The sequence below is a fragment of the Herbaspirillum rhizosphaerae genome (assembly GCF_046025915.1).
In the GTDB taxonomy this organism is placed as follows: Bacteria; Pseudomonadota; Gammaproteobacteria; order Burkholderiales; family Burkholderiaceae_D; genus Herbaspirillum; species Herbaspirillum rhizosphaerae_A.
On record NZ_JAQQFR010000002.1, the window covers coordinates 80,955 to 106,631 of the forward strand.

Genomic DNA, 25,677 nt, shown 5'->3' on the forward strand with positions numbered 1-25,677 from the left:
TGGATTTGATACTGGATTTGGTCAAGGTGCAGCAGCGTTGCCTGGGAAACGCTGCTCGACGTCCGGTAAGAGGAGAATAAATTGACGAAGATCAGCTTCATGTAAGAAATTCTACTCAAGCTTCAAAATTATTCATTTCAGCTGAAAGATAACGTGTAAGGTTTATTGCGGTATATCAATATACTGTGCTGAACGCGAGTCACAAGCTTGAAAGAATTCATGCATAGTATGACCTTGGTCCTGCATGTTATATTTCCCCTTGGAAATATTTTGGATGTAGGGGTAGCAGCCAGATTCGAACAACCGACGAGCTAAAAAGATAGCGATGGACAAAATAAAGAAAGCGGAATTGGAGCGGATCCGCAGAGAATTGATCAATGCGCATAATCGTGCGGCCTGGCATATGGCGGCAACGATTATCAAGGCGTCTTTGGTAAAGGGGGGCATGGACGAGCCTCCGACCGCGCGGGAGCTGGCCGATCTGAACGCAACGATCACCAATTTGCGCAGTGTTGCCGAAGACGCGATCGAGCTTCTGAAGAAATAACTCCCCTACGATCCACTCTTCATTTGTCCTGGTATCCAGGACGATTTTCTTGTTTCCGCGTAGAAATACGATGGCGACCGGGAATGCAATTTATTGAACATCAGATGGCCTTGCGATGTCTTTATATTTATTAGCGTGATTTTTCCGGTATTTGACGGCATTTCTTTTAAATATTCATAATTGAATTTTTGTTTGCATGCCGCAAAGTATGGAAATGATCGGAAATGTTTTACACTGGCAATAAATCGAAAATATTCGAAAAATTAAGTATTCGCTCTCACTTTCAACCTTGCAAGATACCAATTACCCAAAATGGCAGATGATCAATATTTCCTGGTAGTGGACGATTTTTCCACGATGAGGCGCATCGTTACCGGTTTGCTCAAAGAGCTTGACTTCACCAAGATGGCTGAAGCTGAAGACGGCTCCGCGGCCATGAAGATACTGGAGGGCGGTGCGGCTGCGATCACGTTCGTTCTGACCGACTGGAACATGCCCGTGATGGACGGTCTGGCCTTGCTCAAGAAGATTCGCGCAACGCCCTCGCTGGCGCATTTGCCGGTGCTGATGATCACCGCGGAAGCGAAGAAGGAAAATATCGTTGAAGCAGCGCAAGCCGGCGCAGACGGCTATATCGTCAAGCCGTTCAACGCAGCTACATTGAAAGAAAAAATCGAGAAGATTTTGGCAAGACGCGCAAGTATGGCGGCTGGCTGATAGCCAAGCTAAGTCTTATCGTGATCGCTTAACCCGAGACCGGCAGCCTGCAAAAAGCAGGTGTTAGCCGGGGATGGCGAAGTAAGCGCGGATGTCGCCAGGCGTCCATGATTTGACAACCACGCCATCCAGCAGCACGCGATATTCACTGTGTCGTGCACCATCTGCTGTCGCGACCGTGCGGCTCTGAAGCAAATACTCAACATTGTTGATGATGGTCGGTAGTTCAACGCAATCGTGACCGTCAGGCATTCTGTAAATCTCCCTTGAATAGAGCAAAATCGTAGCACGAAGCAGGTGTCGGGCGCGTTCTCACATGTGCAACTTAGGTGAAATATTTCTATTTCATTGTCGTGTCACTAATAGCTTCGGCAAAAAATGTGCAGTTATACAGTCGAACCTGCACATTTCATTGTCATTGCAATCACGTGCTGATATCACGCACCACGCACGCGTGAACTGCCCCTCATGATCATGCCGACCCCGCATCAAAAGCAGAAGTGCAAAGTTTTCATCTGCACAGACACATCTTTCAGCACGTGATCCGCGCATCAGTTGCCATTGAGTTGCCACTGCGTTGGCGCTGAATCGCCACTGAGTCACAACAAAAATCACCCCGGAACCCACTCCAGTTCAACCTGTGAAAGCATGCCCCGGTAGCACGTGCGGCGCGCGACTCTTTGCACAAATTTGCGAGGTTTTACGCCGCGTTGACGAACTTCTGAGGTGCCTCTTTTTATACTGGCATCCATGCATGGGTGATCGCGTCTGTCGATGCGATGAGGCCGTGCTGATCAGACGCGAGGAAGAGCATGATGACTTTCGATTGGCTCTTGCATGTGCTGGCCGTATTGGCGGCAGGACTACTGGCTGCAATTCTGTGGGTTGTGGCAAACCAGGATTTGCCCAGATAGACGTTCGTGGGATCCGGAGCGGCAGGGCACAACGCCAAGCGTCAGTGCCAAATTCAGGCGTCATTTTTTAGGCAGGGGAATCATGAAGTATTTTCAGAAAATCGCATACATCGTCGCTACAGGCATCAGTCTGGTCATGGTGACCGGAATGTTGTTGCTGCTTGCCGCAACAGAGCCTATCTATCCTTTCAATAGCTGAGTTTTTTCCTCGCCCGGGGTTTGTTCGCGCGCTGCGCGTACAGCAGATATTTGCGCGCCTGCATTCGGAGAGGATGCGTCCACCGAGCTGCAGCAATCCCTAACGGATCTGCTCAGGGATCAGCATATCTACATCGATTCCCACGGATCTCACTGGTTGCCGGGTATCGCGGTAAGATGTATGCCTGCATGCAACACGCCTACATCTCCCGGCAGCTCAGGAAAACCACCGAATTTTATGTCCTCCATGTCTTCCCCCTCGTCATCTTCTTCCGCTAGTTCAGCTTCGTCATCGCCATCGTCGCCATCTTCCATATCACGTCAAGTGGTCATCATCGGCGCTGGCGCTATCGGCGCAATGAGCGCACTGCACGCGATTGATCAGGGTATGCAGGTCACTATCGTCGATCCGGGTACGCCTGGCGGCGAACATGCCTCCAGCTATGGCAATGCAGGCTGGCTATCGTCGCACTCCATTCTCCCGCCATCCGAGCCGGGCGTCTGGAAGAAGGTGCCGGGTTTTCTGCTCGACCCCTTGGGGCCATTGTCGATTCGCTGGCGCTACCTGCCGCGCACCTTGCCGTGGCTGCTGCGCTATCTGATTGCCGGCTCGACCGAGGCGCGGATCACCGAGACGGCTAAAGCATTGCGAACCCTGCTTGCCGGTGCCGCCCCTTTGCATCAACAGATCGCCGAGAAGGCGGGTGTCGGTCAACTGATTGAGCTCAGCGGTCTGCTGCACGTCTATCGTTCGCGGCAGCATTTTGAAGGCGACGCCAGAGGCTGGCGTATCCGTCGTGAATTGGGCATTGGATGGCAAGAGATTGAAGCTGAAGAATTGCATCAGCGAGAGCCTGATCTGGATCCCGGTTATGGATTCGGCGTGTTCATCAATGAAGCCGGTCATTGCCGCAACCCGGGTGCCTATATCGCAGGACTGATTCAGCACGCCTGCGATCGCGGCGCAAGTCTGCGCGCCGTCAAGGCCACCGGATTCCGTTTTGCCGGTGATCGTCTGGCTGCGGTGCAAACCGAAGAGGGCGAGATCGTCTGCGATGCCGCCGTCATCGCCGCCGGCGCGCAAGCAAAGATGCTGGCGGCACAAGCGGGCGACAACGTGCCGCTGGAAACCGAGCGCGGTTATCACGCCATGGTGGAACATCCGGAAGGCCATCCACGCACACCAATGATGATCATGGATCGCAAGGTCATCGCCACGCAGACCGAGCTTGGCTTGCGCGTGGCGGGGCAGGTTGAGATTGCCTCCTTCGAGGCTGAGCCGGACTGGCGTCGTGCAGAAATCATGCGCGACCTCGCGCTGCAACTTTTCCCTGCACTACCACGCGATCTGCCGGCCAGCCGCGTGCGCTACTGGCTGGGACGGCGTCCCAGCATGCCGGACGGCTTGCCCTGCATCGGCCCGTCAACACGCAGCGCAGATGTGATCCATGCCTTCGGGCATGGCCATATCGGACTCGGCACATCGGCGAGAACCGGGCGTCTGGTTGCTCAGTTATTGGCTGGGCAGAAACCGGAAATCGATCTGGCGCCGTTCAGCGCACAGCGATTCTGATTTGAAGTCAATCTAAGGCAGAGAACATGCCGGCCCGGTGATCATCATCCGGACCGGCAGCGGCTTCTTAGTGGTTATGACGCGGCAAGACCTTCGCCACGCCTTGATACTTGACTGCCAATTCCATACAAGCGCCGGTTTCCAATTGGCCGACAGTGCTGCGATAAATCTCTTGCCATGGGGTCTGGCTCGGCGGCACTTCCGGAATACCTTCCGCCTTGCGCTTGGCCAGCTCTTCGTCGCTGATCAGCATGTCGCAACGGCCGGTATTGAGATCGATGCGTACCTTGTCGCCATCGCGCAGGTAAGCCAGACCACCACCCACGGCGCTTTCCGGCGACGCGTTGAGGATGGACGGGCTGTCCGAGGTGCCTGACTGGCGACCGTCGCCCAGTGTCGGCAGCGTGGTGATACCACGGCGCAACAGCGCATCAGGCGGTTGCATATTCACCACCTCGGCGGATCCCGGCCAGCCGACCGGGCCTGCACCGCGAATCACCAGGATCGTGTTTTCATCGATGCCCAGCGCAGGATCATTGATACGCGCATGGTAGTCGTCAGAGCCATCAAACACCGCCGCCTTGCATTCGAAGATGCCTTCACTGCCCGGTGTGTTCAGATAGCGCTCGCGGAAGGTCTCCGAAATGACGCTGGTCTTCATGATCGCGAAGTCGAACAGATTCCCCTTCAACACCAGGAAGCCCGCACGCTCGCGCAGCGGCGCGTCAAAGCGGAAGACAACTTCACGGTCGTGGCTCTCGCGGCCTTCCAGGTTTTGCACCATCGTCTTGCCGGTAGCGGTAAGACGATCGGAGCGCAGTTTGCCCGCCTGTTGCAGCTCCCACATGATGGCCGGCACGCCGCCGGCGCGGTGGAAGCGTTCACCCAGATATTTGCCTGCCGGCTGCATGTTGAGCAGCAGTGGTACGTCATAGCCGTATTCCATCCAGTCTTCCGACTTCAGTTCGACACCCGCATGGCGCGCCATCGCCATGATGTGCGGCTGGGCGTTGGTCGAGCCGCCGATAGCTGCGTTGACCACGATCGCATCGAGGAAGGCTTCGCGCGTGAGGATCGCGGACGGACGCAGATCTTCATGCGCCATGGCGACGATGCGGCGGCCGGTCTCATAAGCCATCTGGCCGCGTTCACGATACGGCGCCGGAATAGCCGAGCAACCCGTGAGTGACATGCCCAGTGCTTCCGCCATGGCGTTCATGGTCGACGCGGTGCCCATCGTATTGCAGTGACCGGAAGAGGGCGCTGACGCTGCCGCGATTTCCAGAAATTTGTCGTTGTCGATCACGCCCGCCGACAACTGGCGGCGGCCCTTCCAGATCGCCGCGCCGGAGCCGACCAGTTCGCCGTCCATCCAGCCGTCAAGCATCGGCCCGCCTGACAAGACGATGGCGGGGATGTCCACCGTGGACGCCGCCATGATCTGCGCGGGCGTGGTCTTGTCGCAGCCGGTGGTCAGCACCACGGCATCGATCGGATAGCCGTGCAGGATTTCCACCAGGCCGAGGTAAGACAGATTGCGGTCAATCGCCGCGGTCGGACGGCGGCAGTTTTCAAAAATCGGATGCAGCGGAAACTCCATCGGAATCCCACCCGCATCGCGAATGCCGTCGCGCACGCGGCGCGCCAGTTCGAGGTGGATGCGATTGCATGGGCTGATGTCGCTGCCGCTCTGCGCGATACCGATGATCGGGCGGCCGGAACGCAATTCTTCGGCGGTGATGCCGTAGTTCATGAAGCGCTCGAGATACAGCGCGGTCATGTCGATATGATCGGGATTGTCGAACCAGTCCTGGGAGCGGAACCGGCGGGGTGTCTGTTGATTCTTCACTTCTTTACCTCAGTTGATAGGTGATGTTGAGCCAGGCCCGGCGTGTCGGCGATGAAGGAAAACAGTCCGCCTGCGAGCGGTTGCCTTGCCCGCTCTTCAGACGACAGACCTTTCCATGCTGTTGTGACATGAACCGTCCGCAAATCGTTTCCGCCGAAGACCAGCTTGGTCACATTGGCGCAAGGGAAGGGAATGACTCCCGCCAGCTCGCCCGATGGCGAAAAGCGCTCTATGCGCCATCCGCCGAACAAGGCGACCCACAGAAAACCCTCAGCATCGACAGCCATACCATCGGGATAACCGGTGCCTTCGATTTGTACGAACGGACGCTTGCGTGATAGTGTTCCTGCAGCGTCGACATCGAAAGCATATACCGTTCGCTGCAATGTGTCCGTGTGATAGAGCGTTTTGCCGTCCGGACTCATGGCCGGACCGTTGGTGATGACGTAGCCGCGATCCTGCGCCTGCATCCCGCGTGACCGCTCCCATCGATACAGCACGCCGCTCGGGCGGCTCTCTTCATTGTCCATCGTGCCGAACCAGAGCCGCCCCTGGCCGTCGACAAAGCCATCGTTGACGCGGTTGCCGGGCAAGTGTTGCTCAACCGGCTGAATCAGCGAGAAGTCCTTGCTGTCCCGGTTGAACCGGTAGAGACCGCCCTGCAGTCCGCAGATAAAACTGCCGTCGTCACAGGGCGCAATGAATCCCGGCGCATGCGGTGTCGGCCAGCTTTGACGCTCACTACCATCGGCGGCGCAGCGATGGATCGCCTTGCCCTTGATATCGACGAAATAGACCGCTTTGTCCTGCGCGTGCCAGATCGGGCCCTCGCCCAGTTCGGCGCCGACCGGCCAGACACAACCGGGCACCGAGGCAGTCATGCGCCGTACCAGCCGGCGTCGACGAAGTAATCGCGGCCGGAACATTTGGCCGCGCTGTCGGACGCCAGAAACAACGCCAGCGCGGCGACGTCATGTGGCTCCACGCGTTCGTACAGACATTGCGCTGCGAGGATCTTGGCTTCCTCTTCCGGGCTGTGCCACAGACGCATCTGGCGCGGTGTGCGCACTGCGCCGGGGATGATGCAGTTGACCCGGATGCCATGCGGGCCGAGGTCGCGCGCCAGACCACGCGTGAGGCCTTCGATCGCCGCCTTGGCCGTCATGTACAGCGTCAGGCTCGGCAAAGCCAGATGCCAGGAAATCGAACCGAAGTTGAGAATCACGCCACGGCCTTGCTCGCGCATGCCGGGCGTCACCGCCTGCGCACAAAAGAACTGATGGCGCAGGTTGACCGCCATGCGCTGATCCCAATATGCCGGGCTGACATCAGCGATCTTGTGGCGGTCATCGTTGGCGGCGTTGTTGATCAGGATATCGACGGTGCCGGCCATTTTTTCGATGCCGATGAAGGTCGCCGCCAGCGCATCCAGATCGAGCAGGTCGCAATGCAGGAAGGTCGGCGGCAGCGCAGAATGTTTCAGCGATTCTTCCAGCGCACGCGATTCTTCCAGCGCGATATCGAGGAAGAATACCTGCGCCCCTTGTCCGGCAAAGGCCTCCACCAGCGCTGCACCGATGCCGGTGCCGCCGCCGGTGATGACGACGCGCTTGCCGGCCAGACTACGATAAATGGCGTGTTCCACGGGAGTGGATGGGGCCGGCACGGTTTGAACTGATACGGTCATTCTGAAGCACTCCTGGAAGAGGGTGAGGTTCCCGCCAGGCCACGCCCGGCAAGATGGTGATAGAGGGCGCGAATGCCGAAGGTCCACGGTGCGATGGCGTCGCAGCGCTGCACGCGATTGACCAGTGCACCCAGCGCCGGACTGGCGATAGTGACGCGGTCGCCCAGATGATGGGTAAAGCCGGAACCGGCTGCGTCGCGATCCTTGATCGGCGAGAACATGGTGCCGAGAAACAGCAGGAAGCCGTCCGGATACTGATGATGTGTGCCGCAGGTCTGCGCCACCAGATCGAGCGGATCGCGGCTGATCTCGCGCATGAAGCTGGCGCCGTTCAGACGGAATCCATCATCCTCGCCTTCGATCAGCAAGGTGACTTCCGCCTGACGCACGGTATCGATGGTGAAGCGCTCATCGAACAAGCGGATGAAAGGGCCGATGGCGCACGAACCGTTGTTGTCCTTGGCCTTGCCCAGCAGCAGGGCGCTGCGGCCTTCGATGTCGCGCAGGTTGACGTCGTTGCCCAATGTGGCGCCGACCGCTTCTCCGCGGCTGTTCACGGCCAGTACGATTTCCGGCTCGGGATTGTTCCATTGCGATTCGGGATGCAGGCCGACTTCGGCACCCAGTCCGACCGCCGACATGGCCTGCGATTTGGAGAACACCTCCGCATCGGCGCCGATGCCGACTTCCATGTATTGCGACCAGGCGTCGCGCTTGAGCAATTCCTGCTTCAGCTTCATCGCCGCTTCCGAACCCGGCCGGATCGCCGACAGGTCGGAGCCGATACTCGCTTGCAGCTCCTTGCGCAGCGACTCCGCGCGGCTGGCATCGCCTGCGGCTTTTTCTTCGATCACGCGCTCCAGCATGCTGACCGCAAAGGTCACGCCGCAGGCCTTGATCGGTTGCACGTCGCAAGGCGCCAGCAATCGTGGCAAGCGTTTGTCTGAAAATGGATCAAGCGCATCGCGAACCAGATCCGCTACGCTGCCCAGTGACTCGCCCGGTGCGTGGCGCGCCAGCGCCAACAGGTCATCGGCGTCCAGCAAGTCTGCTGAGGTCGGTGCGGTGGCAGTGATGTCGAACACCTCGCCACGGCGAACCACGACGACGCAGGGGCCATTGATTTTGCTGTTTCGCCAGACGCGTCCGACCAGCAAGGCATCGGACAAATCCGCCGGTAAAACCGCTTGTGCCTGAATAGATGGCATCGTAGATTGCATAGCACTTCCCTGTGTAAATAGTCGTATTGATTTCAGCGCGGTCTTTACGCTGAGTGCGCTTAGCGTCCTGAACGGGTGCTGACGTCCACCCACACTGCCAGCATCAGAATGCTGCCCTTGACGATCATCTGCCAGTAGGTGCCGACATCGAGCATCGACATGCCGTTGTCCAGACTCGCCATCACCAGTGCGCCGATCAGTGCGCCGTAGATGGTTCCCGATCCGCCGCGCATGGAGGTGCCGCCGATGAAGCAGGCCGCAATGGCGTCCAGCTCACCCATGCTGCCCGACGATGGCGAACCCGCCGCCAGACGCGCCGTATTGATCAGACCGGCGAGCGCGCACATCACGCCCATGATCCCGAACACCCACAGCTTCACCGACTGCACGTTGACGCCCGATAGCCGCGTCGCTTCCATATTGCTGCCGACCGAATAGATACGGCGGCCGAACACCGTCTGCGTCGTGATGTAGCTGAACAGACCGAGCAAGGCCAGCAGCAGCAAGACCGGCACCGGGATGCCGTCATAGCTGTTGAGCGTGCGCACAAAAGCCAGCAGCACGCCGCCGATGATCAGCACCTTCACCGCGTCGCGCCACAGCGCATGCACCGGCAGTGAGTGACGCACTCGGTTGACGCGCTGACGCCAGGTCAACACCAGCGCCAGGACGAACAGCACGATCACCAGCGCCACGCCCAGTTGTTGTGGCAGATAGCCTTGTCCCAGATAGACCAGCTCGCTGGACACCGGCGCAATCGTCAGACCGCCCGTGACACCCAGCAGTACACCGCGAAACGCCAGCATGCCGCCGAGACCAACGATGAAAGAGGGGATGCGCATGTACGCCGTCAGGTAGCCGTTGAACAAGCCCAGCGCGAGGCCGCACAGCAAGACCAGCGCCAGATTGATCGGCAGCGGAAGATGATAGGTGACATCCATGATCGCCGCGATGCCGCCAAGCAGGCCCAGCAGGGACCCGACCGAGAGATCAATCTCACCGGCGATGATCACCAGCACCATGCCGCAGGCGAGAATGCCGGTCACCGACATCTGGCGCAGCAGATTAGAGAGGTTGCGCGGCGTCACGAATCCGCCTTCGGTCTTCCAGCTGAAGAAGGCCCAGATGATGGCGATGGCGATGAGCAGCGCCATGATTTTGTAGCGGCTGAAAAGCTGCTTGATGTTGGTCGAGCTGATCGAGCTAAGTGAGTTAATCGAGTTCATACGGATTGATTCCAGGTTGTTTTACTTATGCTGTGGCTTGCAATGTGCGGTGCTGCGGCGATTGGTTGATGGCCGCCGCCAGCACCATCTCCTGCGTCAGATCCTGATTGACGAAATCACCGCGCAGCTTGCCTTCGCCGATGACCAGTACGCGATCGGACACGCCCAGCACTTCCGCCAGTTCGGACGACACCATGATCACGGCCACGCCTTGTCTGGCCAGTTCTGAAATGAGCCGGTAGATCTCCGCCTTGGCGCCGACGTCGACACCGCGTGTCGGCTCGTCGAGGATCAGCACCTTCGGCCGCGCCAGCAGCATCTTGGCCAGCACGGCCTTTTGCTGATTGCCGCCCGACAGTCCCGTGATCGGCAGGAAAGGGCTGGAGGTCTTCAGCTGCATGCGTCCGATCTCGTCCTGCACCGTCTTCAGTTCGGATTCGGCATCGATGCGGGTGTGGCGAGAAAAGTCCTTGAGCACCGTCAGCGTGATGTTCTGGCCGACGCTGAGGTCCGGCACGATACCGTGCTGCTTGCGATCTTCCGGCACCATGCACAGGCCCAGGCGAATCGACTTGAGCGGCGTCGCGGTATCGACCTTGGCGCCATGCATGAACACTTCGCCTTCATGGCGTCCGGGATAGGCGCCGAACAAGGCCGACACCAGTTCTGTACGGCCTGCGCCGACCAGTCCGGCGATACCGAGAATTTCACCGCGACGCACCGAAAAGGACACATCGTCGACGCGCTTGCGTTTGGGATTGTCGACGTCGAAGCAGGTGACATGGCGCGCTTCAAAAATCACTTCACCGATCTCGTGGTCGCGCGTCGGATACATGGTGGTGATTTCACGGCCGACCATCTGCATGATGATCTGGTCTACATCCAGCGCTTGCATCGGCGTGGTGGCGATGTGCTTGCCATCACGGATCACGGAGATGGTGTCGCACACCTCGGCCACTTCATCGAGCTTGTGCGAGATATAAACGCAGGCCACGCCCTTGGCCTTGAGGTCTTTGATGATCTTGAGCAGGACCGCAATTTCCGATGAGGTCAGCGACGACGAAGGCTCATCGAGGATCAGCAAGCGCGCCTTCTTGTTGAGCGCCTTGGCGATTTCCACCAGTTGCTGATGGCCGCCGCCGTATTGCATGACCGGCAGGGCGACGTTGATGTCGGGCATGTTCAGCTCGCGCATGAGTTCTTCGGCGCGGTGATACATGGCCGGATAATTCATGCGGCCGCCGGGCAGTGTCAGCTCATGGCCCATGAAAATATTTTCCGCCACCGACAGCTCGGGCACCAGCATCAGTTCCTGATGGATGATGACGATGCCGGCCGCTTCCGTGTCGCGCACCGAGTGCGCCACCAGCGGCTTGCCGTCCCACAGGATCTCGCCATCCCAGGTGCCGTGCGGATAGACGCCGGAGAGGATTTTCATCAGTGTCGATTTGCCGGCGCCATTCTCGCCGCACAGGCCGACGCATTCACCGGCCTTGATCTTGATGTCGATGCCATCCAGCGCGCGGACGCCGCCAAACTTCTTGACGATGTCCTTCATTTCTAACAAGTACTCAGACATGCATGCTCTCGTGGAGTAAAAACTGCGCAATAGCCGTGGCCGGGTCGCCACAATTCACGCGTAACCGCTAACTGCAATCAGGCAAAAAAAACGGCAATGCCGGACAGGCTTGCGGCCTGCCCGGATTGCTTCTTGTTTTTGTTATTTGCCGCTGATTTGCGCTTGTGTGTAGAAGCCGTCATCCACCAGCACATTGACGTTGGCCTTGGTCAGAGGAATCGGCTTGAGCAGCACCGTATCGACTTTCTTGAGGCCGTTGTCGTATTGCGAGTTGTAAGCCGGCTTCTCGTTGCGGGCCAGATGCACCGACAGATTGGCGGCTTCCGTGGCGATCAGCTTGAGGGGTTTGTACACCGTCATGGTCTGGGTACCTGCGACCACGCGTTTGACCGCGGCCAGGTCGGCATCTTGTCCCGAGACCGGCACCTTGCCGGCCAGTTTTTGCGCCGCCAGCGCCTGGATGGCGCCACCTGCCGTGCCGTCGTTGGAGGCAACAATGGCATCGATCTTGTTGTTATTGGCGGTCAGCGCGTTTTCAACGATGGACAAGGCTTCCGTCGGATTCCAATCCTTCACCCATTGTTGGCCGACGATCTTGATGTCGCCCTTGTCGATGTAAGGCTTGAGCACCTTCATCTGACCTTCGCGCAGCATCTTGGCGTTGTTGTCGGTCGGCGAGCCGCCCAGCAGATAGAAGTTGCCCTTCGATTGCGCCTTGACCACGCCTTCGGCTTGCATTTCACCGACCTTTTCATTGTCGAAGGAGATGTAGGCATCGACGTCCGCGTTGAGGATCAGGCGGTCATACGACAGCACCTTGATACCGGCCTTCTTGGCTTCCTTGATGGTGTTGGTCAGCACGGTCGCGTTGAAGGGCACGATCACGATCACGTCAACGCCGCGCGAGATCAGGTTTTCGATCTGCGAAATCTGGCGTGATTCGCTGGCGTCAGCCGACTGGACGAAGACCTTGGCGCCCAGCTTTTCTGCGGCGGCGGTAAAGAAATCGCGATCGCGCGCCCAGCGCTCAACGCGCAGGTCATCGATGGAAAAACCGATTTTCGGATTTTTGGCATCCGCCATGGCGCTTGTGCTGACCAGCGAGATCGTGGTCACCGCCATCAATGCCAAAACACTTTTTTTCAGGATTGCGTTCATTGCCTGGTCTCCAGTTTCATTATGATTTTTAAGGGGAATGCTCCCGTGCATGGTCGGCGTCAAACTTGCGTTCCATTTTTTTACCGGCGACTTTTCGTGGTTTGATTTGTGGTTCGCCGCCCTGCCGGGAGGATGAAGCGGTTCGCTGTCCCGCCCTGCAAACTCAGGTGGGAAGGCGCTCCGCTCATCTGCTGCTCATTTGCTTTCATTTGCTGCTCTGCCATCATTTCCTTGCAGAAGATCCCTGCTGGTTTTGATGTGGGGCCATACTAGCAACCAGCGACAGGCGTCTACAATTACGAAATTCACCAACCGGGATAGCGATTCTTTCTATTGCAGTTGCACAAAGCGGTATTTGGACTGACGCCGGCCTGACGCGTCGTTACAATTGATGGCGCTGAATAAGAACAGCAACCCAAAGCAAGTCATAAAAAATAGATGGCATTTTGTTAATCAAAACGTCAATCAAAAAATGCTGATCGTTGGAGGAAGCCGTCACCGTCCTGTTGGTCGGTGAGGCAAGGCAGTTGGGGCATCAGGAGACTATGAAGTGACAAGAGTACCGACCGTGCATCGCATCGCGCTACTGTTCAACGGTAACAAGATATTCGATCGCGACATCATCGCCGGCATCGGCGAATACCTCACCAGCACGCGCGCCTCGTGGGACTTGTACCTGGAGGAAGACTTTCGCTGCCGCCTGCAAGGCATCGAGCGCTGGCAAGGTCACGGCATCATCGCCGACTTCGATGACCCCGCCACGTGCGAAGCCCTCGCGGGAGTGCACCTGCCGGTGGTGGCCGTTGGCGGCTCCTATGCCGACGCTGCCGACTACCCGCAAGCTATTCCCTACGTTGCGACCGACAATTTCAAACTGGTGAAACTCGCCTACGATCATCTGATCGAAGCCGGGCTGCAAAATTTTGCCTGCTTCAGCCTGCCCAAGGCCGACGTCAATCGCTGGGCGCAAGAGCGCGAAAAAGCCTTCGAAGCGCTGATGCAGCGCGACGGTATTCAGGGACACATCTATCGCGGCGTCGGCACCAGCGCGCCATCCTGGGATACCGCCGTCGAGCAGCAGATCGCCTGGGTGCGCAGCCTGCCCAAGCCGATCGGCATCATTGCCGTGACTGATGCGCGCGCCCGCCAGTTGTTGCAGGCTTGCCTGTGCGCAGGCATTGCGGTGCCCGAGCAAGTTGCGCTGATCGGTATCGACAACGATCCGCTGGCGCGCATCCTGACGCGGGTGCCATTGAGTTCGGTGATTCAGGGAACGGTCGAGATGGGGCGCACGGCAGCGCACCTGCTGCACCAGATGCTGCACGGCGCACGCTTTGCCGACACGCGCATCCTGGTGCCGCCGGCCGGCATCAACGTGCTGGCGTCGAGCCGGCACGAGGCACGCAATCATCCCCACGTGATGCAGGCCATGCATTTCATTCGCCAGTACGCCTGCCAGGGCATCAAGACCGAACAGGTGGCCGACTATGTCGGCATCTCGCGCTCTTCGCTGGAGTGGTACTTCCGCCGCGAACTGGGTCGCAGCGTGCATGACGAGATCCTGCGTTTCAAACTGGATGCCGCCAAGCGCTTGCTGCAACAGGCCGACAGCAACGTTGCCGACATCGCCGTCAGTTGCGGCTTCACCTCAGTGCAATACATGCACGCCGTGTTCAAGCGCGAACTCGGATGCACGCCACGGGAATATCAGGAGCAGATGGCCGCCGATGCGCCGCCACCGGTTGCACTCCCAAGGAAGAAATCTCCCGCTGCTGCATCGATATTGAGAGAACACAACGTGTAAGCAAAGTACGAGCACTTAGGAACACGTAGACAAACGCATAGACGAACGCATAAGCAATCAAACGAATGGATTGACGCATTCAATCCATCGCCAATTTTTCAGACGATGACACATTTCACAATCACCAGCGCTCCCGCCGACCATGGCATCACCCTCTATACCTTGCGCAATGCCCACGACATGCGCGTCGTCATCAGCGACCGCGGCGCCACGCTGATTTCATGGTGGGCACCTGATCGCTACGGCCGCGAAGCCGACGTCCTGCTCGGTTATCCAGACTGCGATGCTTACCTCGCCAATCCTGCCTTCTTCGGCGGAGTGATCGGACGCTGGGGCAATCGCATTGCCAATGGCCGGTTCACCCTGGACGGCGTCGATTATCAGATCGACCGCAACGAAGGCGACAATCATCTGCACGGCGGGAAGGGGGGATTTCACCTGATGCCATGGCAGGTGCAGGCCGATCCGGAAGGGCTGAGGATGACGCTGGCGTCGCCGGACGGCGCGGCGGGGTTTCCCGGCAACGTGCTGGCCTCGGTGCTGTACCGGCTGGATGACGACGGCCAGCTGCGCATCGACTACACCGCAACGACCGATGCACCCACGCCGATTAACTTGACCTCGCACGGCTACTTCAACCTCAACGGCGGTACCGGCGACATCTGCGACCACATCCTCTCCATCGATGCCGACGCGTACCTGCAAGTTGACCGCAGACTGATTCCTGAAAAAGTCGCCAATGTCGCCGGCAGCGCCTTCGACTTCCGCCAGCCTGCGCCCATCGGCCCGCGTCTGGCATGGCCCGACGAACAGCTCAGCGTGGCCGGTGGCTTCGACCACTGCTATTGCCTGCGCCGGGCCAACGATGATGTTGATGAGCCGGGACGCAAGGCCCAGCCGCTGCGCGACGTGGCGACGGTCTACGATCCGGGTTCAGGGCGTGAGCTGACCGTCTCGACCACCGAGAACGGCCTGCAGTTCTACAGCGGCAATTTTCTCAAAGGCGTGCAGGGGCGCGCGACGCAAGCCTATGCCATCCACGATGGCTTTTGTCTGGAAGCGCAAGCCTATCCGGATCAGGTCAACACGCCCGAGCGCGAAGCCGTCATCCTGCGGCCGGGCCAGGTCTACCGCCAGACTACGGCATACCGGCTGAGCGTGAGGAAGTAGTCTGTTTTGAAGGGAATCAGGCCGCAGGCCGCCTGTATCGCCCGTCCCGCCTGGATGTTAAGAGCGTCATATCGCTGTCACACTAGTTAACTAAAATTGCTGGTTAAACAACAATTTGCCGTTTTGCAGTTAACAGGGACAGGGATCACGTGGACACCGATTTTAGCCTTGCGCCGATGGCAGGGCGTCATATGCAACAACCGACAGCCAGCGCGCTGGCGGTGAGCGTACCCGCAGTCACCTTCGAAGAGAACAACGCCAAGGTGCTGGAGGTATTCGGACGCCATCGCGAGCTGATCAGCCTGCCGGTGCTGGAGAACGGCCACCCGATCGGACTCATCAGCCGCAATATCTTCATGTCGCAGATGTCCAAGCCTTACCATCGCGAGCTCTACGAAAAGAAGAGCTGTATCGCCTTCATGGACAAAGACCCGCTCATCGTCGAAGTCGACACCTCCATCGAGACGCTCGGTGCGCTGGCGGTGGAATCCGGCGACAAGACGCTGGCAGACGGCTTCATGATCGTCAACCAGGGCAAGTTCACCGGCCTCGGTTCCGGCCTGGATCTGATGCGCATGATGGTCGCACTGCAAGCAGAAAAAAATCGCCAGGTCATGCAAAGCATCGACTACGCCAGCGTCATCCAGCGCGCCATGCTGAGCGCCTCGCGCACGGCGATGTCGCAAGCGCTGGCCGACGCCTGCCTGATCTGGGAGCCGCGCGACGTCGTCGGCGGCGACTTCTATCATTTCGAGCGCTATGCCGACGGCTGGTTTGCCGCCGTGGCCGATTGCACCGGGCACGGCGTACCCGGCGCCTTCCTCACGCTAATCGCGTCCTCATCGCTCAAGCAAGCGTTGGAACAGCACGGCCCGCACGATCCCGCACGCGTCATGGGCGAGGTCAATCGCAGCATGAAGACCGTCCTCGGCCAGCACGCCACGGCAGAGCAGCGTTCCGAATCCGACGACGGCATGGACGCCTGCTTCTTCTGGTTTGAAGCCGCCACCGACAGCCTGACCTACGCCAGCGCCAAGATGCCCTTGCTGGTGCTCCTGCCCGGCGCAGAAGAAGTGCAGACCTTCGACGGTGCGCGCACCGGCCTCGGCTATATCGACACGCCCGACGACATGAAGTGGAGCAACCGTAGCGTGCAACTGAGTGAAGGCGCGGTCGTCATGACCGCCACCGACGGCATCATCGACCAGATCGGCGGCCCCAAGAACATCGCCTTCGGCAAGCAACGGCTGCGCAACGCCATGCTCGCCAACCGTGATCTGCCCATGGCCGAATTCGGCAAGAAGATCATGGAAGAACAAAAGAACTACCAGGGCCAGCAACGTCGCCGCGACGACCTGACCTTTTTCAGTTTCCGCCTGCGCGGATCGATTAACAGCAAGTAGATTTGAGTGCAGACAGCTATGAACGGGATTCAACAGCAGTGGGATGATTTTCACCGATGCGTCGAGCGGCGCGACGTCATCTTTTATTACGTCGGGTATTTTTCGCAAACGATCATTGCCGCCATGGCCGATGCCGTCAAACTGCGCGCGGAGCACACCGGCGCGGTCGCCGTCACACGCCGCAAGTTGTTTTCGTCCTTTATCGAGATGACACAAAACATCGTGCATTACTCGGCCGATTCGTATGACAAGGACGGCATCGCAGAAGCAGGCATGCGTCACGGCGCAGTCTTCATCTCGCTGACCAACGAGCGCTACTACCTGCATTGCTCCAATCCGGTCAATGCCGTCGTCGCCGAAAAGCTGCGCGAGAAGCTGGAGCATCTGCGCTCGCTCACCATCGACGAAATCAAATTGGAGTATAAGGAGATGCTGCGCTCCGAGACGCCGCCCGACAGCAAAGGCGCAGGCCTCGGTTTCCTGACGATGGCGCGCGACGCCAGCGAGCCGCTGGAGTTTGAATTCTCGCCGCCGGCAGCCGACGGCACCTCAATGTTTTATTTAAGAGCGACGATCTGACCCGCCATGCCGTGCGTTGTCGAATGTGGCAGCGTGATGGCGGAAGAGATGTTCCTCGTGGTTTGTTTGAATAAAGAATGTAAATATGGATAACTTATTTATCGCGGCCAGTGCCAGTTCCCCTGAAGTCGATTTTCGCTTCGACGAGCGCAAGCTCTCGCTGAAAGGGGAGTCCTATCCAGAAAACGCCGCGCAGTTCTGGGGCGACATCATCGCCGTGCTGCGCCAGTTTCTGGAGCAGGAAACTGACGGCACAAGCATCACGGTCAACGTCGCGCTGGCCTACTTCAACAGCTCCAGCACCAAGATGCTGTTCTCGCTGTTCGGCACGCTGAACGAAAAAGCCAAGTCCGGCACCGAAGTCATCCTCAACTGGTACCACGACGAAGAAGACGACACCATCTTCGAGTTCGGGCAAGAGCTGAGTGAAGACTTTCCCAATCTTGTTTTCCACGATCAGGCAGTAAAAAGCGAATGAGCGACGTTGACCTCTTTGAAGCCGAGACCGCAGTTCTCACCCGCGCCACGCAAGTCGTGGCCAGCGGCGCTGACGAGCCCGAGCAATATCGGCAAGCCCTGGAAGAACTGGTAAAAAGCTACGGCCGCCTCATGCGCGAAAGCCGCCGCCTGATCGCCCGCAGCGACCGCACCGAGCGCGAACTCAATCAGCTCAACTCCAAACTGCAACAACTCACCGACGAGCTGGACTACAAAGCCCGGCACGACAACCTCACCGGCGCGCTCAACCGCGGCGCCATCTTCGAGCGCGCGCATCACTTCCTCAAGACAACCTCGCTATCCCTCGTCGTCCTCGACATCGATTTCTTCAAACGCATCAACGACGAATTCGGCCACCCAACCGGCGACGCCGTCATCCGCGAACTGGTCAACCGCCTGCGTCACACCCTCAACGGCGAAGGTGAAGTCGGCCGTGTCGGCGGCGAAGAATTCACCATCCTGCTGCCCGGCGTGTCGCTCGACGCAGCGGTAGTCATCGCAGAAGAAATCCGCCTCGCCATCGTGCAAGAAGCCTTTCCCTGCCTGCCGTCACGTCCGGTGACATCCAGCTTCGGCATCTCCTGGAGCGACGTCGGCGCAGATTTTGAAGACGCTTACGCACGTGCCGATGCCGCCTTGTACAAAGCCAAACACGGCGGCCGCAATCGCGTAGAACGGGACGCTTAAACCTTGTTGCAAGTCTTGCTTGTCAGTACTGAATGCAGAGAGCGGGGATGAATGCGTGGAGGCGGAGGAGTGGAGTTGTTCTGAAGCGAAAGCGCCTTGGATGTCCCTCTCTCAAAGACCGCCTCTGACTGAATAGTTGTATCATCGTCGGCAGCATCGACGACTGCCATATCTGCAGTAAATCTAAACCTTCGCCTTCTTCACCGACTTCGATTTTGCAGCCAACTTGCCGGCACTATTCAAGGTGATCGCCTCACGAATCAAGGCCCTGAACGCCGCCGCATCAATCTCCACCCCTTCATGAATATCAATCGCGCGCCGCACCTTGCCATCAAGGCTTGAGTTGAACAGTGACGCCGGATCCTGCAGCGATGCCCCCTTGGCAAAGGTCAGCTTGACCACCTTTTTATAAGACTCGCCGGTGCAGATGATGCCATCGTGCGACCACACGGGCACATCGCCCCATTTCATTTCTTCGATGACTTCCGGATCTTCTTGCAGGATCAGCTCGCGCATTCTGGCGAGGGTTACGCTACGCCAGTCTGCGAGGCTGGAGATTTTTTGGGTGATGAGGTCTGATGCGGATTGGGTTGCGGTCGTCTCTTGTTTCTTCATTGTCTCCTCCTAAAATTTTCCCAAAATCAAATTCGAAAATTGGCATGTCTCTGCGTGCACGTTGGATATAAATCATAGAGTCACAGCTTTCTATGATGCACCGTGGCAATTTTATTTCGCAAATTAAAACATACTCAGATGTACGTTCTTTAAATTCGAATATATGCGGAATAAAGTATCGTCATCCTATTGCGTACCAGTTTGATATCCAAGTAATCTGCAAGCTTGACTATCAATTACTCGAAAACAAACGAATAACAAACAATAACCGGGGGAAGCATGGAAGTCTTTTGGATAGTGGTTGTTCTTGGCATTGCCGCAGTGATTTGGAATGCAATAAAAAAACAACGAGAACTAGAAGCCGCAAAAGTCAGCTACATCAACAGCCTTGAGGAGCTGAAGCAACATCCAGCAAATCCCGAACTCAGGCAAGCCACTCTGGCTAAAGGCCGTCATTACTCCAATCTAACGAGAAATAAAAAAGGAGTCACGATGTTCGACGAGGTTGCATTGATGAATGACATCAATGCCGCTTGCGCCGGTGCTGCCACTTTTAAGTCTTCGTTCGCGGAGGTCGTTTCTGATTCGATTGAAGAGCGTCTTAAAAAGCTCGCCAAGCTCAAAGAGTCGAATTTGATTACGGAGCAAGAGTACAACGATAAGCGCGTGGCTATTCTCGCTGAGGTCTAACTGCCAAGCATGACACCTGTCTACGTCCTGAATCTGGACGTTGGTCTCACACGCCGCTCGTATAGTCGAATGAAAAAATCAAAAAATAAAGGTGAAAAATGGGTTCTTTTAGCATCTGGCACTGGCTTGTTCTATTGATCCTTGTCCTGACGGTTTTTGTCCCTTTCGGGAAGATACTTTCCCGCACCGGCCATAGTCCTCTCTGGGCAATTCTTTTAATTATTCCTGTCGTCAACTGGATTGTGATCTGGGTATTTGCTTTCAAGAAGTGGCCGATCGATAAGTACTAAATAACGATAAATCAAGGGGAGGGGCATATGAATCAATGCATCAAGATAGGTGTCATCGCAATATTGCTTGCGATGGGGACATCCGCTTACGCAAAAGGTGGCAGTGGGCATTCGAGCTCTGGTCATTCGTATAGAGCTGCAACAGGCACCGGCTCCAGCACATCGAAAACACATGTCAGCAGCTACTCCACGCATACGGGTAAGCACGTTGATAGTCATAACCGATCTACCAAAGATCAGACGAAGACGAACAATTGGTCGACAAAAGGAAATGTCAATCCAGATACTGGTAAGCCGGGTACGAAGTAATGCCAATACGTGAGTGAGCTCGCACGATAATCTGGAACCCACAATGAAAATCCAATCCATTCGTATAAAAAACTTTCGTACGCTAAAAGATATAACGATTCCATTCGATTCCGTCACGACTTTCATCGGGCCAAATGGAGCTGGTAAGTCAACAGTGCTTCGTGCGCTTGACTGGTATTTCAACGGAAAGCCCAGCTCACTAACGGAAAGAGACTGTTCCTTCGGAGCTAATGGGGAGAATATTGAAGTTCAGGTCACGTTCTGTGATCTCACCGAGAAAGATCGCGAAGCGCTTGGTAAGTACACGCCAGAGGGGGTTACCACGTTCACTGCTTGGAAGCGACAATCGCCTGACGGCACGGAGGTGCTGTCTGCAAACGCAAAGGGTTTTCCTGAATTCAATGTAATCAAAGCAGCGGCCGGTGTAACAGCAAAGAAAGAGCTGTACGCGGAACTCCGTAGAATCCGTTCGGATCTGGGGCTACCATCCGCCACTACAGGTACAGCCGTTGAGCAGGCGATGACAGCTTGGGAGTCCTCCAATACCGAACACCTTGTTGATGCTCCTGAGGCGCTGCAGACCAATTTCTTTGGTTTCAATAGCGGTGGAAAAATGAGCGGTCTCTTCGATTTTGTGTTGATCACTGCGGATCTTCGTGCAAGCGAGGAGTCGACTGATGGCAAGTCGAGCATAATTGGTCGAATTCTTGAGCGCTCAATAGATCGTACAGCTGCTGACGAAGAGATCGCGAAGATTGTCGAAGAGTCCCGCACGAAGCAGCAAAAAGTTTACGAGGAAAAATTTAAGACGCAACTCGAGACCATGACCGCACAACTCAACGAAGTTCTCACTTCCTACTCGCCTGGACGAGCAGTCTCGGTTGTGCCTGCGGACGTAGAACTGAAGGCTCCTCGTACAACTTTTGAGGTGGCTGTGCGCGATGGTATAACTGAGACGTCTGTAGAGCGGCAGGGACACGGTTTTCAGCGCACGCTTCTAATTTCAGCACTTCAGCTTTTGGCGCAATCAGGTGCTGCGTCAGCAGCAGGTGTCATTTGCTTGGCAATTGAAGAGCCGGAGCTGTTTCAGCACCCAATTCAGGCACAAACCTTTGCTAAGGTGCTGAGATCGCTTGCTGAAGACGAGAGCAAGCGTATCCAAGTGACTTATGCTACGCACAGCCCCTTCTTTCTTGAGGCTAGGCATTTCGATCAGGTCCGCAGGCTTACAAGATCGTCTGACGAAACTCCGGTGGTTACTGTTCACTTCACTACGATCATCGACGTGAAAAACAAGTTGAACGGTGTTATGAGTGCCGATGTAGTTGATCGTCAGCTTGATAACGTCGTGACGAATCAGCTTGCTGTGGCGCTCTTTGCCAATCGAGCTTTTGTCGTGGAAGGCACCACGGAATCGTCAGTGTTTTATGGTATTGGCGATAAGGCATCTCTCGGAGCCCTTGAGGCCGCTGGAATTTCTATTGTCCCTGTAGGCGGGAAAACATCGATTCCTCTTGCGCACGCGATCTTAACCTTGATTGGCATTCCGGCTTACGCGCTCTTTGATGCGGATAGCGACTTTGAAGCGAGAGCAAAGGCTAACGGGAAGTCGCAAGACAAGATTGATGAGGAGCGAAAGGGGCATGTAGCCGCGAATCGCAAGATATTAAAGTACTTCGGTCGAAATGAAGAAGACTTTCCTTCTGCCATTGTTGCTGACGAGGTTGCGATTTTTGACGATCAACTTGAAGCGTTCTTGGCTACCAATTGGGCTGAATGGATCAGCGCCTGCAACGACGTTGAAGCTGCTGCTGGAATTAGTCTCTCCAAGAATCAACTTGCGTATCGGATGGCCACGTTGAAGACTCAAGGAGTCGTGCCAGAAATGCTCACAAAAATTTTGGCGAAAGCGGAAGGAAAGTAAACATGCACGAGATAATCTGTCCCCACTGCGCGAAAGCATTCAAGATCGACGAGGCTGGATACGCAAACATCCTAAAGCAGGTGCACGATAGCGAGTTTGAGCAGCAGTTGCACGAGCGCCTTGAGCTGGCGGAGCAAGACAAACGGAATGCCATTGAGTTGGCTCAAGCAAAAATTGCTAGCGAGATGCAGAGGGCTGCCACAATTAAAGATGTTGAGATTCAGGAACTGAAAACCAAACTCGATGGTGAAGAGATCGCTCGAAAACTCGCAGTGGCTGAAGCTCTTAGCGCAGTGGAGAAAGATCGCGATGCACTTTCAAACGAACTTGAGCAGGCGAAGAATGAAAAGCAAACAGCCTCTCAGTTAGCCGAAGTGAGGCTTGCAAACGAACTCCAAAGGACTTCCAACACGAAGGATGCGGAGATTCAGGAATTAAGATCCAAACTCGCTGGTGAAGAAATGGCTCGGAAACTAGCAGTGGCAGAGGCTCTTAGCGTTGTGGAGAAAGATCGCGATGCGCTTTCGAACGAACTTGAACAGGCGAAGAATGACAAAAAAACCGCTTCTCAGCTAGCCGAGGCGAAGCTAGCAAATGAACTGCAAAGAACCGCTACGACTAAGGATGCGGAGATTCAGGCTCTTAAGGCCAAACTCGACGCCATCGAAGTTTCACAAAAGCTTGCGATTACTGAAGCAGTCGGTGCAGTAGAAAAAGAGCGTGACGACCTGAAGGGGAGCGTTGCAAGAGCAGAGCTTGAGAAGCAACTTGCGGAAAAGTCGTTAAAAGATAAATACGAGACCCAGATTAAGGATCGCGATGATGCTATCGAGCGTCTTCGAGACATGAAGGCGCGCCTATCGACCAAGATGGTTGGAGAAACCCTTGAACAGCACTGCGAGACGGAGTTCAATCGTATTCGAGCGACTGCATTTCCGAGGGCATATTTCGAGAAAGACAACGACGCGCGGACTGGCAGTAAGGGAGACTATATCTTTCGCGACTCAGATGAGGCAGGCACTGAAATTGTCTCGATCATGTTTGAAATGAAGAATGAAGGTGATCGTACCGCCACGAAGAACAAGAACGAAGACTTCCTGAAGGAACTCGATAAGGATAGAACCGAGAAAGGGTGCGAGTATGCGGTGCTGGTCTCTCTGCTCGAACCCGAAAGTGAGCTCTACAATACCGGGATTGTTGATGTATTCCATCGCTACCCCAAGATGTACATCGTCCGGCCGCAGTTTTTTCTCCCTATGATCACGCTACTGCGCAATGCAGCGATGAACTCGCTCAAGTACAAATCAGAGCTTGCGCTGGTCAAGGCGCAAAACGTGGATGTCACGAACTTTGAAACAGAGCTTGAGACATTTAAGACCGCATTTGGAAAGAACTACGAACTCGCTTCTAAGCGTTTCCAAACGGCGATTGATGAAATCGACAAGTCTATTGACCATCTGCAGAAGACGAAGGAGGCCCTGCTCGGCACTGACCGGAATCTTCGTCTTGCCAACGACAAAGCGCAGGACGTGACAATTAAGAAACTGACGCGAGGCAATCCGACGATGGCTGGTAAGTTTGCAGAGCTTAAGAATAGCGGCCCTTCCGAAACCGAATGATGTAGCTTTTTTGTGAGTTGGCACATGTAGGCGTACGACCGTGTCGTGAGCATTTGCTCGCCGGTGAAGGCCGGATCAAAAAACACCAGAAAAAAGCCCGCAAGGCCATACGGCGTGCGGGCTTTTGAATTTCTTTGGACTTGCTTTGAAACAGCTTCTTGGTACCTGAGACCGGACTTGAACCGGTACGCCCCTTTCCAGGTAAGCGGCGGATTTTAAGTCCGCTGTGTCTACCAATTTCACCACTCAGGCAGCTGTTTTTCGCGATGTCGTATCGCGGAAAAGGAACGCATTATAGCAGCGACTCCGTCCGAAATCAGCCTATTGTGATGACGACTTCCTGTTTCCTGCCGTTTTAACGCCCGCGTTGCCCGTAAGCAGGCATGGGCCGGTCTCTGGTCTGGCCTTGGTCTCCATTTCTCTTTCCGGTCTACAACAGGCGTGTCAGGGAGTAAAATATCGAGTATTCCAACCTGACTTGGTCGAGACCATGACACAAGCTGTATTGAAGACAGTTCAATGTATTTCGCCTGCCGGTTTGCATTCGATGGCTTACAAGGAGTGGGGCAATCCTCATAATCCCAATGTGCTGGTGTGCGTGCATGGCGTGACCCGCGTGGGGGACGATTTTGATGTGATGGCGCGCGAGTTGTCCGAGACGTATCGGGTGGTGTGCCCGGATGTGGTCGGGCGCGGCCGGTCGGGGCGCTTGCAGGCGCCGCAGTATTACGTGATTCCGCAGTATGTGAGCGACATGGTGACCTTGCTGGCGCGTCTGGATGCGGAGTCGGTGGACTGGTTCGGCACGTCAATGGGCGGGCTGATCGGCATGGGTCTTGCATCGATGCCGGAGAATCCGATTCGCCGTCTGGTGCTCAACGATATCGGTCCTTCGATCAACGCGTCGGCATTGGCGCGTATCGGTGAGTACATCGGGCAGGACGTCCGCTTCACTACCTTTGATGAGGCGGCGCAATATATTCGCACCATTTCGGCAAGTTTTGGGCCGCATACGGATGAGGAGTGGCACAAGCTGGCTGCGGATGTTTTGCGCCAGGACAAGGACGGCAAGTGGACGCGCCACTATGATCTGCGGTTGTCTGAGCCGTTCAAGACCATGACACCGGAAGCGGCGAGCATGGGCGAGGCGATGTTGTGGGCTGCCTATGATGCGATCCGCTGCCCGACGCTGCTGGTGCGCGGCAAGCAATCTGACCTGCTGTTGCCGGAGGTGGCGCAGGCGATGACGCAACGCGGTCCCAAGGCCAAGCTGGTGGAGTTTGATGGTGTCGGCCATGCGCCGACATTTATGCATGCCGAGCAGATCCAGGTGGCTAAAGACTTTTTGCTCGGCTGAACAGTTTGAACAGTTTCAGTCGATGAAATCGACTGAAACGATGGAATTACTAACAGGTTGAACC

At 56.4% G+C, this 25,677-nt stretch carries 23 protein-coding genes and 1 tRNA gene; 13 read left to right on the top strand and 11 right to left on the bottom strand.

Going from position 1 to position 25,677, the window contains the following annotated elements:
* Positions 1-325: 325 nt before the first annotated feature.
* Together PQR63_RS02920 and PQR63_RS02925 are read left to right on the top strand one after the other, a co-directional pair.
* Positions 326-547: a hypothetical protein gene (locus PQR63_RS02920; RefSeq protein WP_050476718.1), complete on the top strand. Its 222-nt coding sequence runs from the start codon at positions 326-328 to the stop codon at positions 545-547.
* A gap of 312 nt (positions 548-859) precedes the next feature.
* Positions 860-1,264, top strand: a complete 405-nt coding sequence (locus tag PQR63_RS02925) for a response regulator (RefSeq protein ID WP_408165511.1) — start codon at positions 860-862, stop codon at positions 1,262-1,264.
* A 63-nt stretch (positions 1,265-1,327) separates the two neighbouring features.
* Here PQR63_RS02925 and PQR63_RS02930 read toward each other — a convergent pair whose 3' ends face one another.
* Complete coding sequence (locus PQR63_RS02930; RefSeq protein WP_094564694.1) at positions 1,328-1,516, bottom strand: hypothetical protein; 189 nt, start codon at positions 1,514-1,516, stop codon at positions 1,328-1,330.
* Positions 1,517-2,526: 1,010 nt separating this feature from the next.
* A complete protein-coding gene (locus tag PQR63_RS02935; RefSeq protein ID WP_408166147.1) occupies positions 2,527-2,691 on the bottom strand; it encodes a hypothetical protein in 165 nt (54 codons plus the stop codon).
* Here PQR63_RS02935 and PQR63_RS02940 point away from each other — a divergent pair.
* Positions 2,624-3,949 (top strand): NAD(P)/FAD-dependent oxidoreductase, encoded by a 1,326-nt coding sequence (locus PQR63_RS02940; RefSeq protein ID WP_408166124.1) that lies wholly within the window; start codon positions 2,624-2,626, stop codon positions 3,947-3,949. The two genes, PQR63_RS02935 and PQR63_RS02940, sit on opposite strands and share 68 nt — an antisense overlap.
* Before the next feature lie 67 nt (positions 3,950-4,016).
* Here PQR63_RS02940 and PQR63_RS02945 read toward each other — a convergent pair whose 3' ends face one another.
* The 7 genes from PQR63_RS02945 to xylF form a co-directional block, all read right to left on the bottom strand.
* Entirely contained in the window at positions 4,017-5,798 is a 1,782-nt protein-coding gene (locus PQR63_RS02945) for an IlvD/Edd family dehydratase (protein ID WP_408165513.1), read from the bottom strand.
* Entirely contained in the window at positions 5,795-6,679 is an 885-nt protein-coding gene (locus PQR63_RS02950) for an SMP-30/gluconolactonase/LRE family protein (protein ID WP_408165515.1), read from the bottom strand. The genes PQR63_RS02945 and PQR63_RS02950 overlap by 4 nt, the downstream gene beginning before the upstream one ends.
* Positions 6,676-7,485: a D-xylose 1-dehydrogenase gene (gene xylB, locus PQR63_RS02955; RefSeq protein ID WP_408165516.1), complete on the bottom strand. Its 810-nt coding sequence runs from the start codon at positions 7,483-7,485 to the stop codon at positions 6,676-6,678. The genes PQR63_RS02950 and xylB overlap by 4 nt, the downstream gene beginning before the upstream one ends.
* On the bottom strand, positions 7,482-8,693 hold the full coding sequence (locus PQR63_RS02960; protein WP_408165518.1) for a fumarylacetoacetate hydrolase family protein: 1,212 nt from the start codon (positions 8,691-8,693) through the stop codon (positions 7,482-7,484). Before PQR63_RS02960 ends, xylB begins: the two co-directional genes overlap by 4 nt.
* Before the next feature lie 71 nt (positions 8,694-8,764).
* Complete coding sequence (locus PQR63_RS02965) at positions 8,765-9,931, bottom strand: sugar ABC transporter permease (RefSeq protein ID WP_408165520.1); 1,167 nt, start codon at positions 9,929-9,931, stop codon at positions 8,765-8,767.
* Positions 9,932-9,956: 25 nt separating this feature from the next.
* On the bottom strand, positions 9,957-11,510 hold the full coding sequence (gene xylG / locus PQR63_RS02970) for a D-xylose ABC transporter ATP-binding protein (protein ID WP_408165522.1): 1,554 nt from the start codon (positions 11,508-11,510) through the stop codon (positions 9,957-9,959).
* A gap of 141 nt (positions 11,511-11,651) precedes the next feature.
* Positions 11,652-12,632, bottom strand: coding sequence for a D-xylose ABC transporter substrate-binding protein (gene xylF, locus PQR63_RS02975; RefSeq protein WP_408166126.1), 981 nt, complete (start codon positions 12,630-12,632; stop codon positions 11,652-11,654).
* 586 nt (positions 12,633-13,218) lie between these two features.
* Here xylF and PQR63_RS02980 point away from each other — a divergent pair.
* From PQR63_RS02980 to PQR63_RS03005, 6 genes are all read left to right on the top strand, one after another.
* Complete coding sequence (locus PQR63_RS02980) at positions 13,219-14,472, top strand: XylR family transcriptional regulator (protein WP_094564687.1); 1,254 nt, start codon at positions 13,219-13,221, stop codon at positions 14,470-14,472.
* Between the two features lie 105 nt (positions 14,473-14,577).
* Positions 14,578-15,642 (top strand): aldose epimerase family protein, encoded by a 1,065-nt coding sequence (locus PQR63_RS02985; RefSeq protein WP_408165523.1) that lies wholly within the window; start codon positions 14,578-14,580, stop codon positions 15,640-15,642.
* Positions 15,643-15,833: 191 nt separating this feature from the next.
* Entirely contained in the window at positions 15,834-17,045 is a 1,212-nt protein-coding gene (locus PQR63_RS02990; RefSeq protein WP_408165525.1) for a SpoIIE family protein phosphatase, read from the top strand.
* Positions 17,046-17,063: 18 nt separating this feature from the next.
* Complete coding sequence (locus PQR63_RS02995) at positions 17,064-17,624, top strand: SiaB family protein kinase (RefSeq protein WP_408165527.1); 561 nt, start codon at positions 17,064-17,066, stop codon at positions 17,622-17,624.
* Positions 17,625-17,709: 85 nt separating this feature from the next.
* Positions 17,710-18,102 carry a DUF1987 domain-containing protein gene (locus PQR63_RS03000; RefSeq protein ID WP_408165529.1) on the top strand — a complete coding sequence of 131 codons (393 nt, stop codon included), beginning with the start codon at positions 17,710-17,712 and terminating at the stop codon, positions 18,100-18,102.
* Positions 18,099-18,809, top strand: coding sequence for a GGDEF domain-containing protein (locus tag PQR63_RS03005; RefSeq protein ID WP_408165531.1), 711 nt, complete (start codon positions 18,099-18,101; stop codon positions 18,807-18,809). Before PQR63_RS03000 ends, PQR63_RS03005 begins: the two co-directional genes overlap by 4 nt.
* Positions 18,810-18,992: 183 nt before the next feature.
* Here the strand turns inward: PQR63_RS03005 and PQR63_RS03010 are convergent, their stop codons facing one another.
* Positions 18,993-19,424, bottom strand: a complete 432-nt coding sequence (locus PQR63_RS03010; protein ID WP_408165533.1) for a DUF1801 domain-containing protein — start codon at positions 19,422-19,424, stop codon at positions 18,993-18,995.
* 279 nt (positions 19,425-19,703) lie between these two features.
* Here PQR63_RS03010 and PQR63_RS03015 point away from each other — a divergent pair, with 279 nt between their 5' ends.
* The 3 genes from PQR63_RS03015 to PQR63_RS03025 all read left to right on the top strand — a co-directional run bounded on the left by PQR63_RS03015 (position 19,704) and on the right by PQR63_RS03025 (position 24,256).
* Positions 19,704-20,114 (top strand): hypothetical protein, encoded by a 411-nt coding sequence (locus PQR63_RS03015; protein WP_408165535.1) that lies wholly within the window; start codon positions 19,704-19,706, stop codon positions 20,112-20,114.
* A gap of 642 nt (positions 20,115-20,756) precedes the next feature.
* Complete coding sequence (locus tag PQR63_RS03020) at positions 20,757-22,637, top strand: ATP-dependent nuclease (RefSeq protein WP_408165536.1); 1,881 nt, start codon at positions 20,757-20,759, stop codon at positions 22,635-22,637.
* Between the two features lie 2 nt (positions 22,638-22,639).
* Complete coding sequence (locus PQR63_RS03025; RefSeq protein ID WP_408165538.1) at positions 22,640-24,256, top strand: DUF2130 domain-containing protein; 1,617 nt, start codon at positions 22,640-22,642, stop codon at positions 24,254-24,256.
* 159 nt (positions 24,257-24,415) lie between these two features.
* Here the strand turns inward: PQR63_RS03025 and PQR63_RS03030 are convergent.
* Positions 24,416-24,508 (bottom strand) — tRNA-Leu (locus tag PQR63_RS03030).
* 238 nt (positions 24,509-24,746) lie between these two features.
* Between PQR63_RS03030 and PQR63_RS03035 the strand changes: the two genes are divergently transcribed.
* Positions 24,747-25,613, top strand: coding sequence for an alpha/beta fold hydrolase (locus PQR63_RS03035; protein ID WP_408165540.1), 867 nt, complete (start codon positions 24,747-24,749; stop codon positions 25,611-25,613).
* The last annotated feature ends 64 nt before the right edge of the window (positions 25,614-25,677 follow it).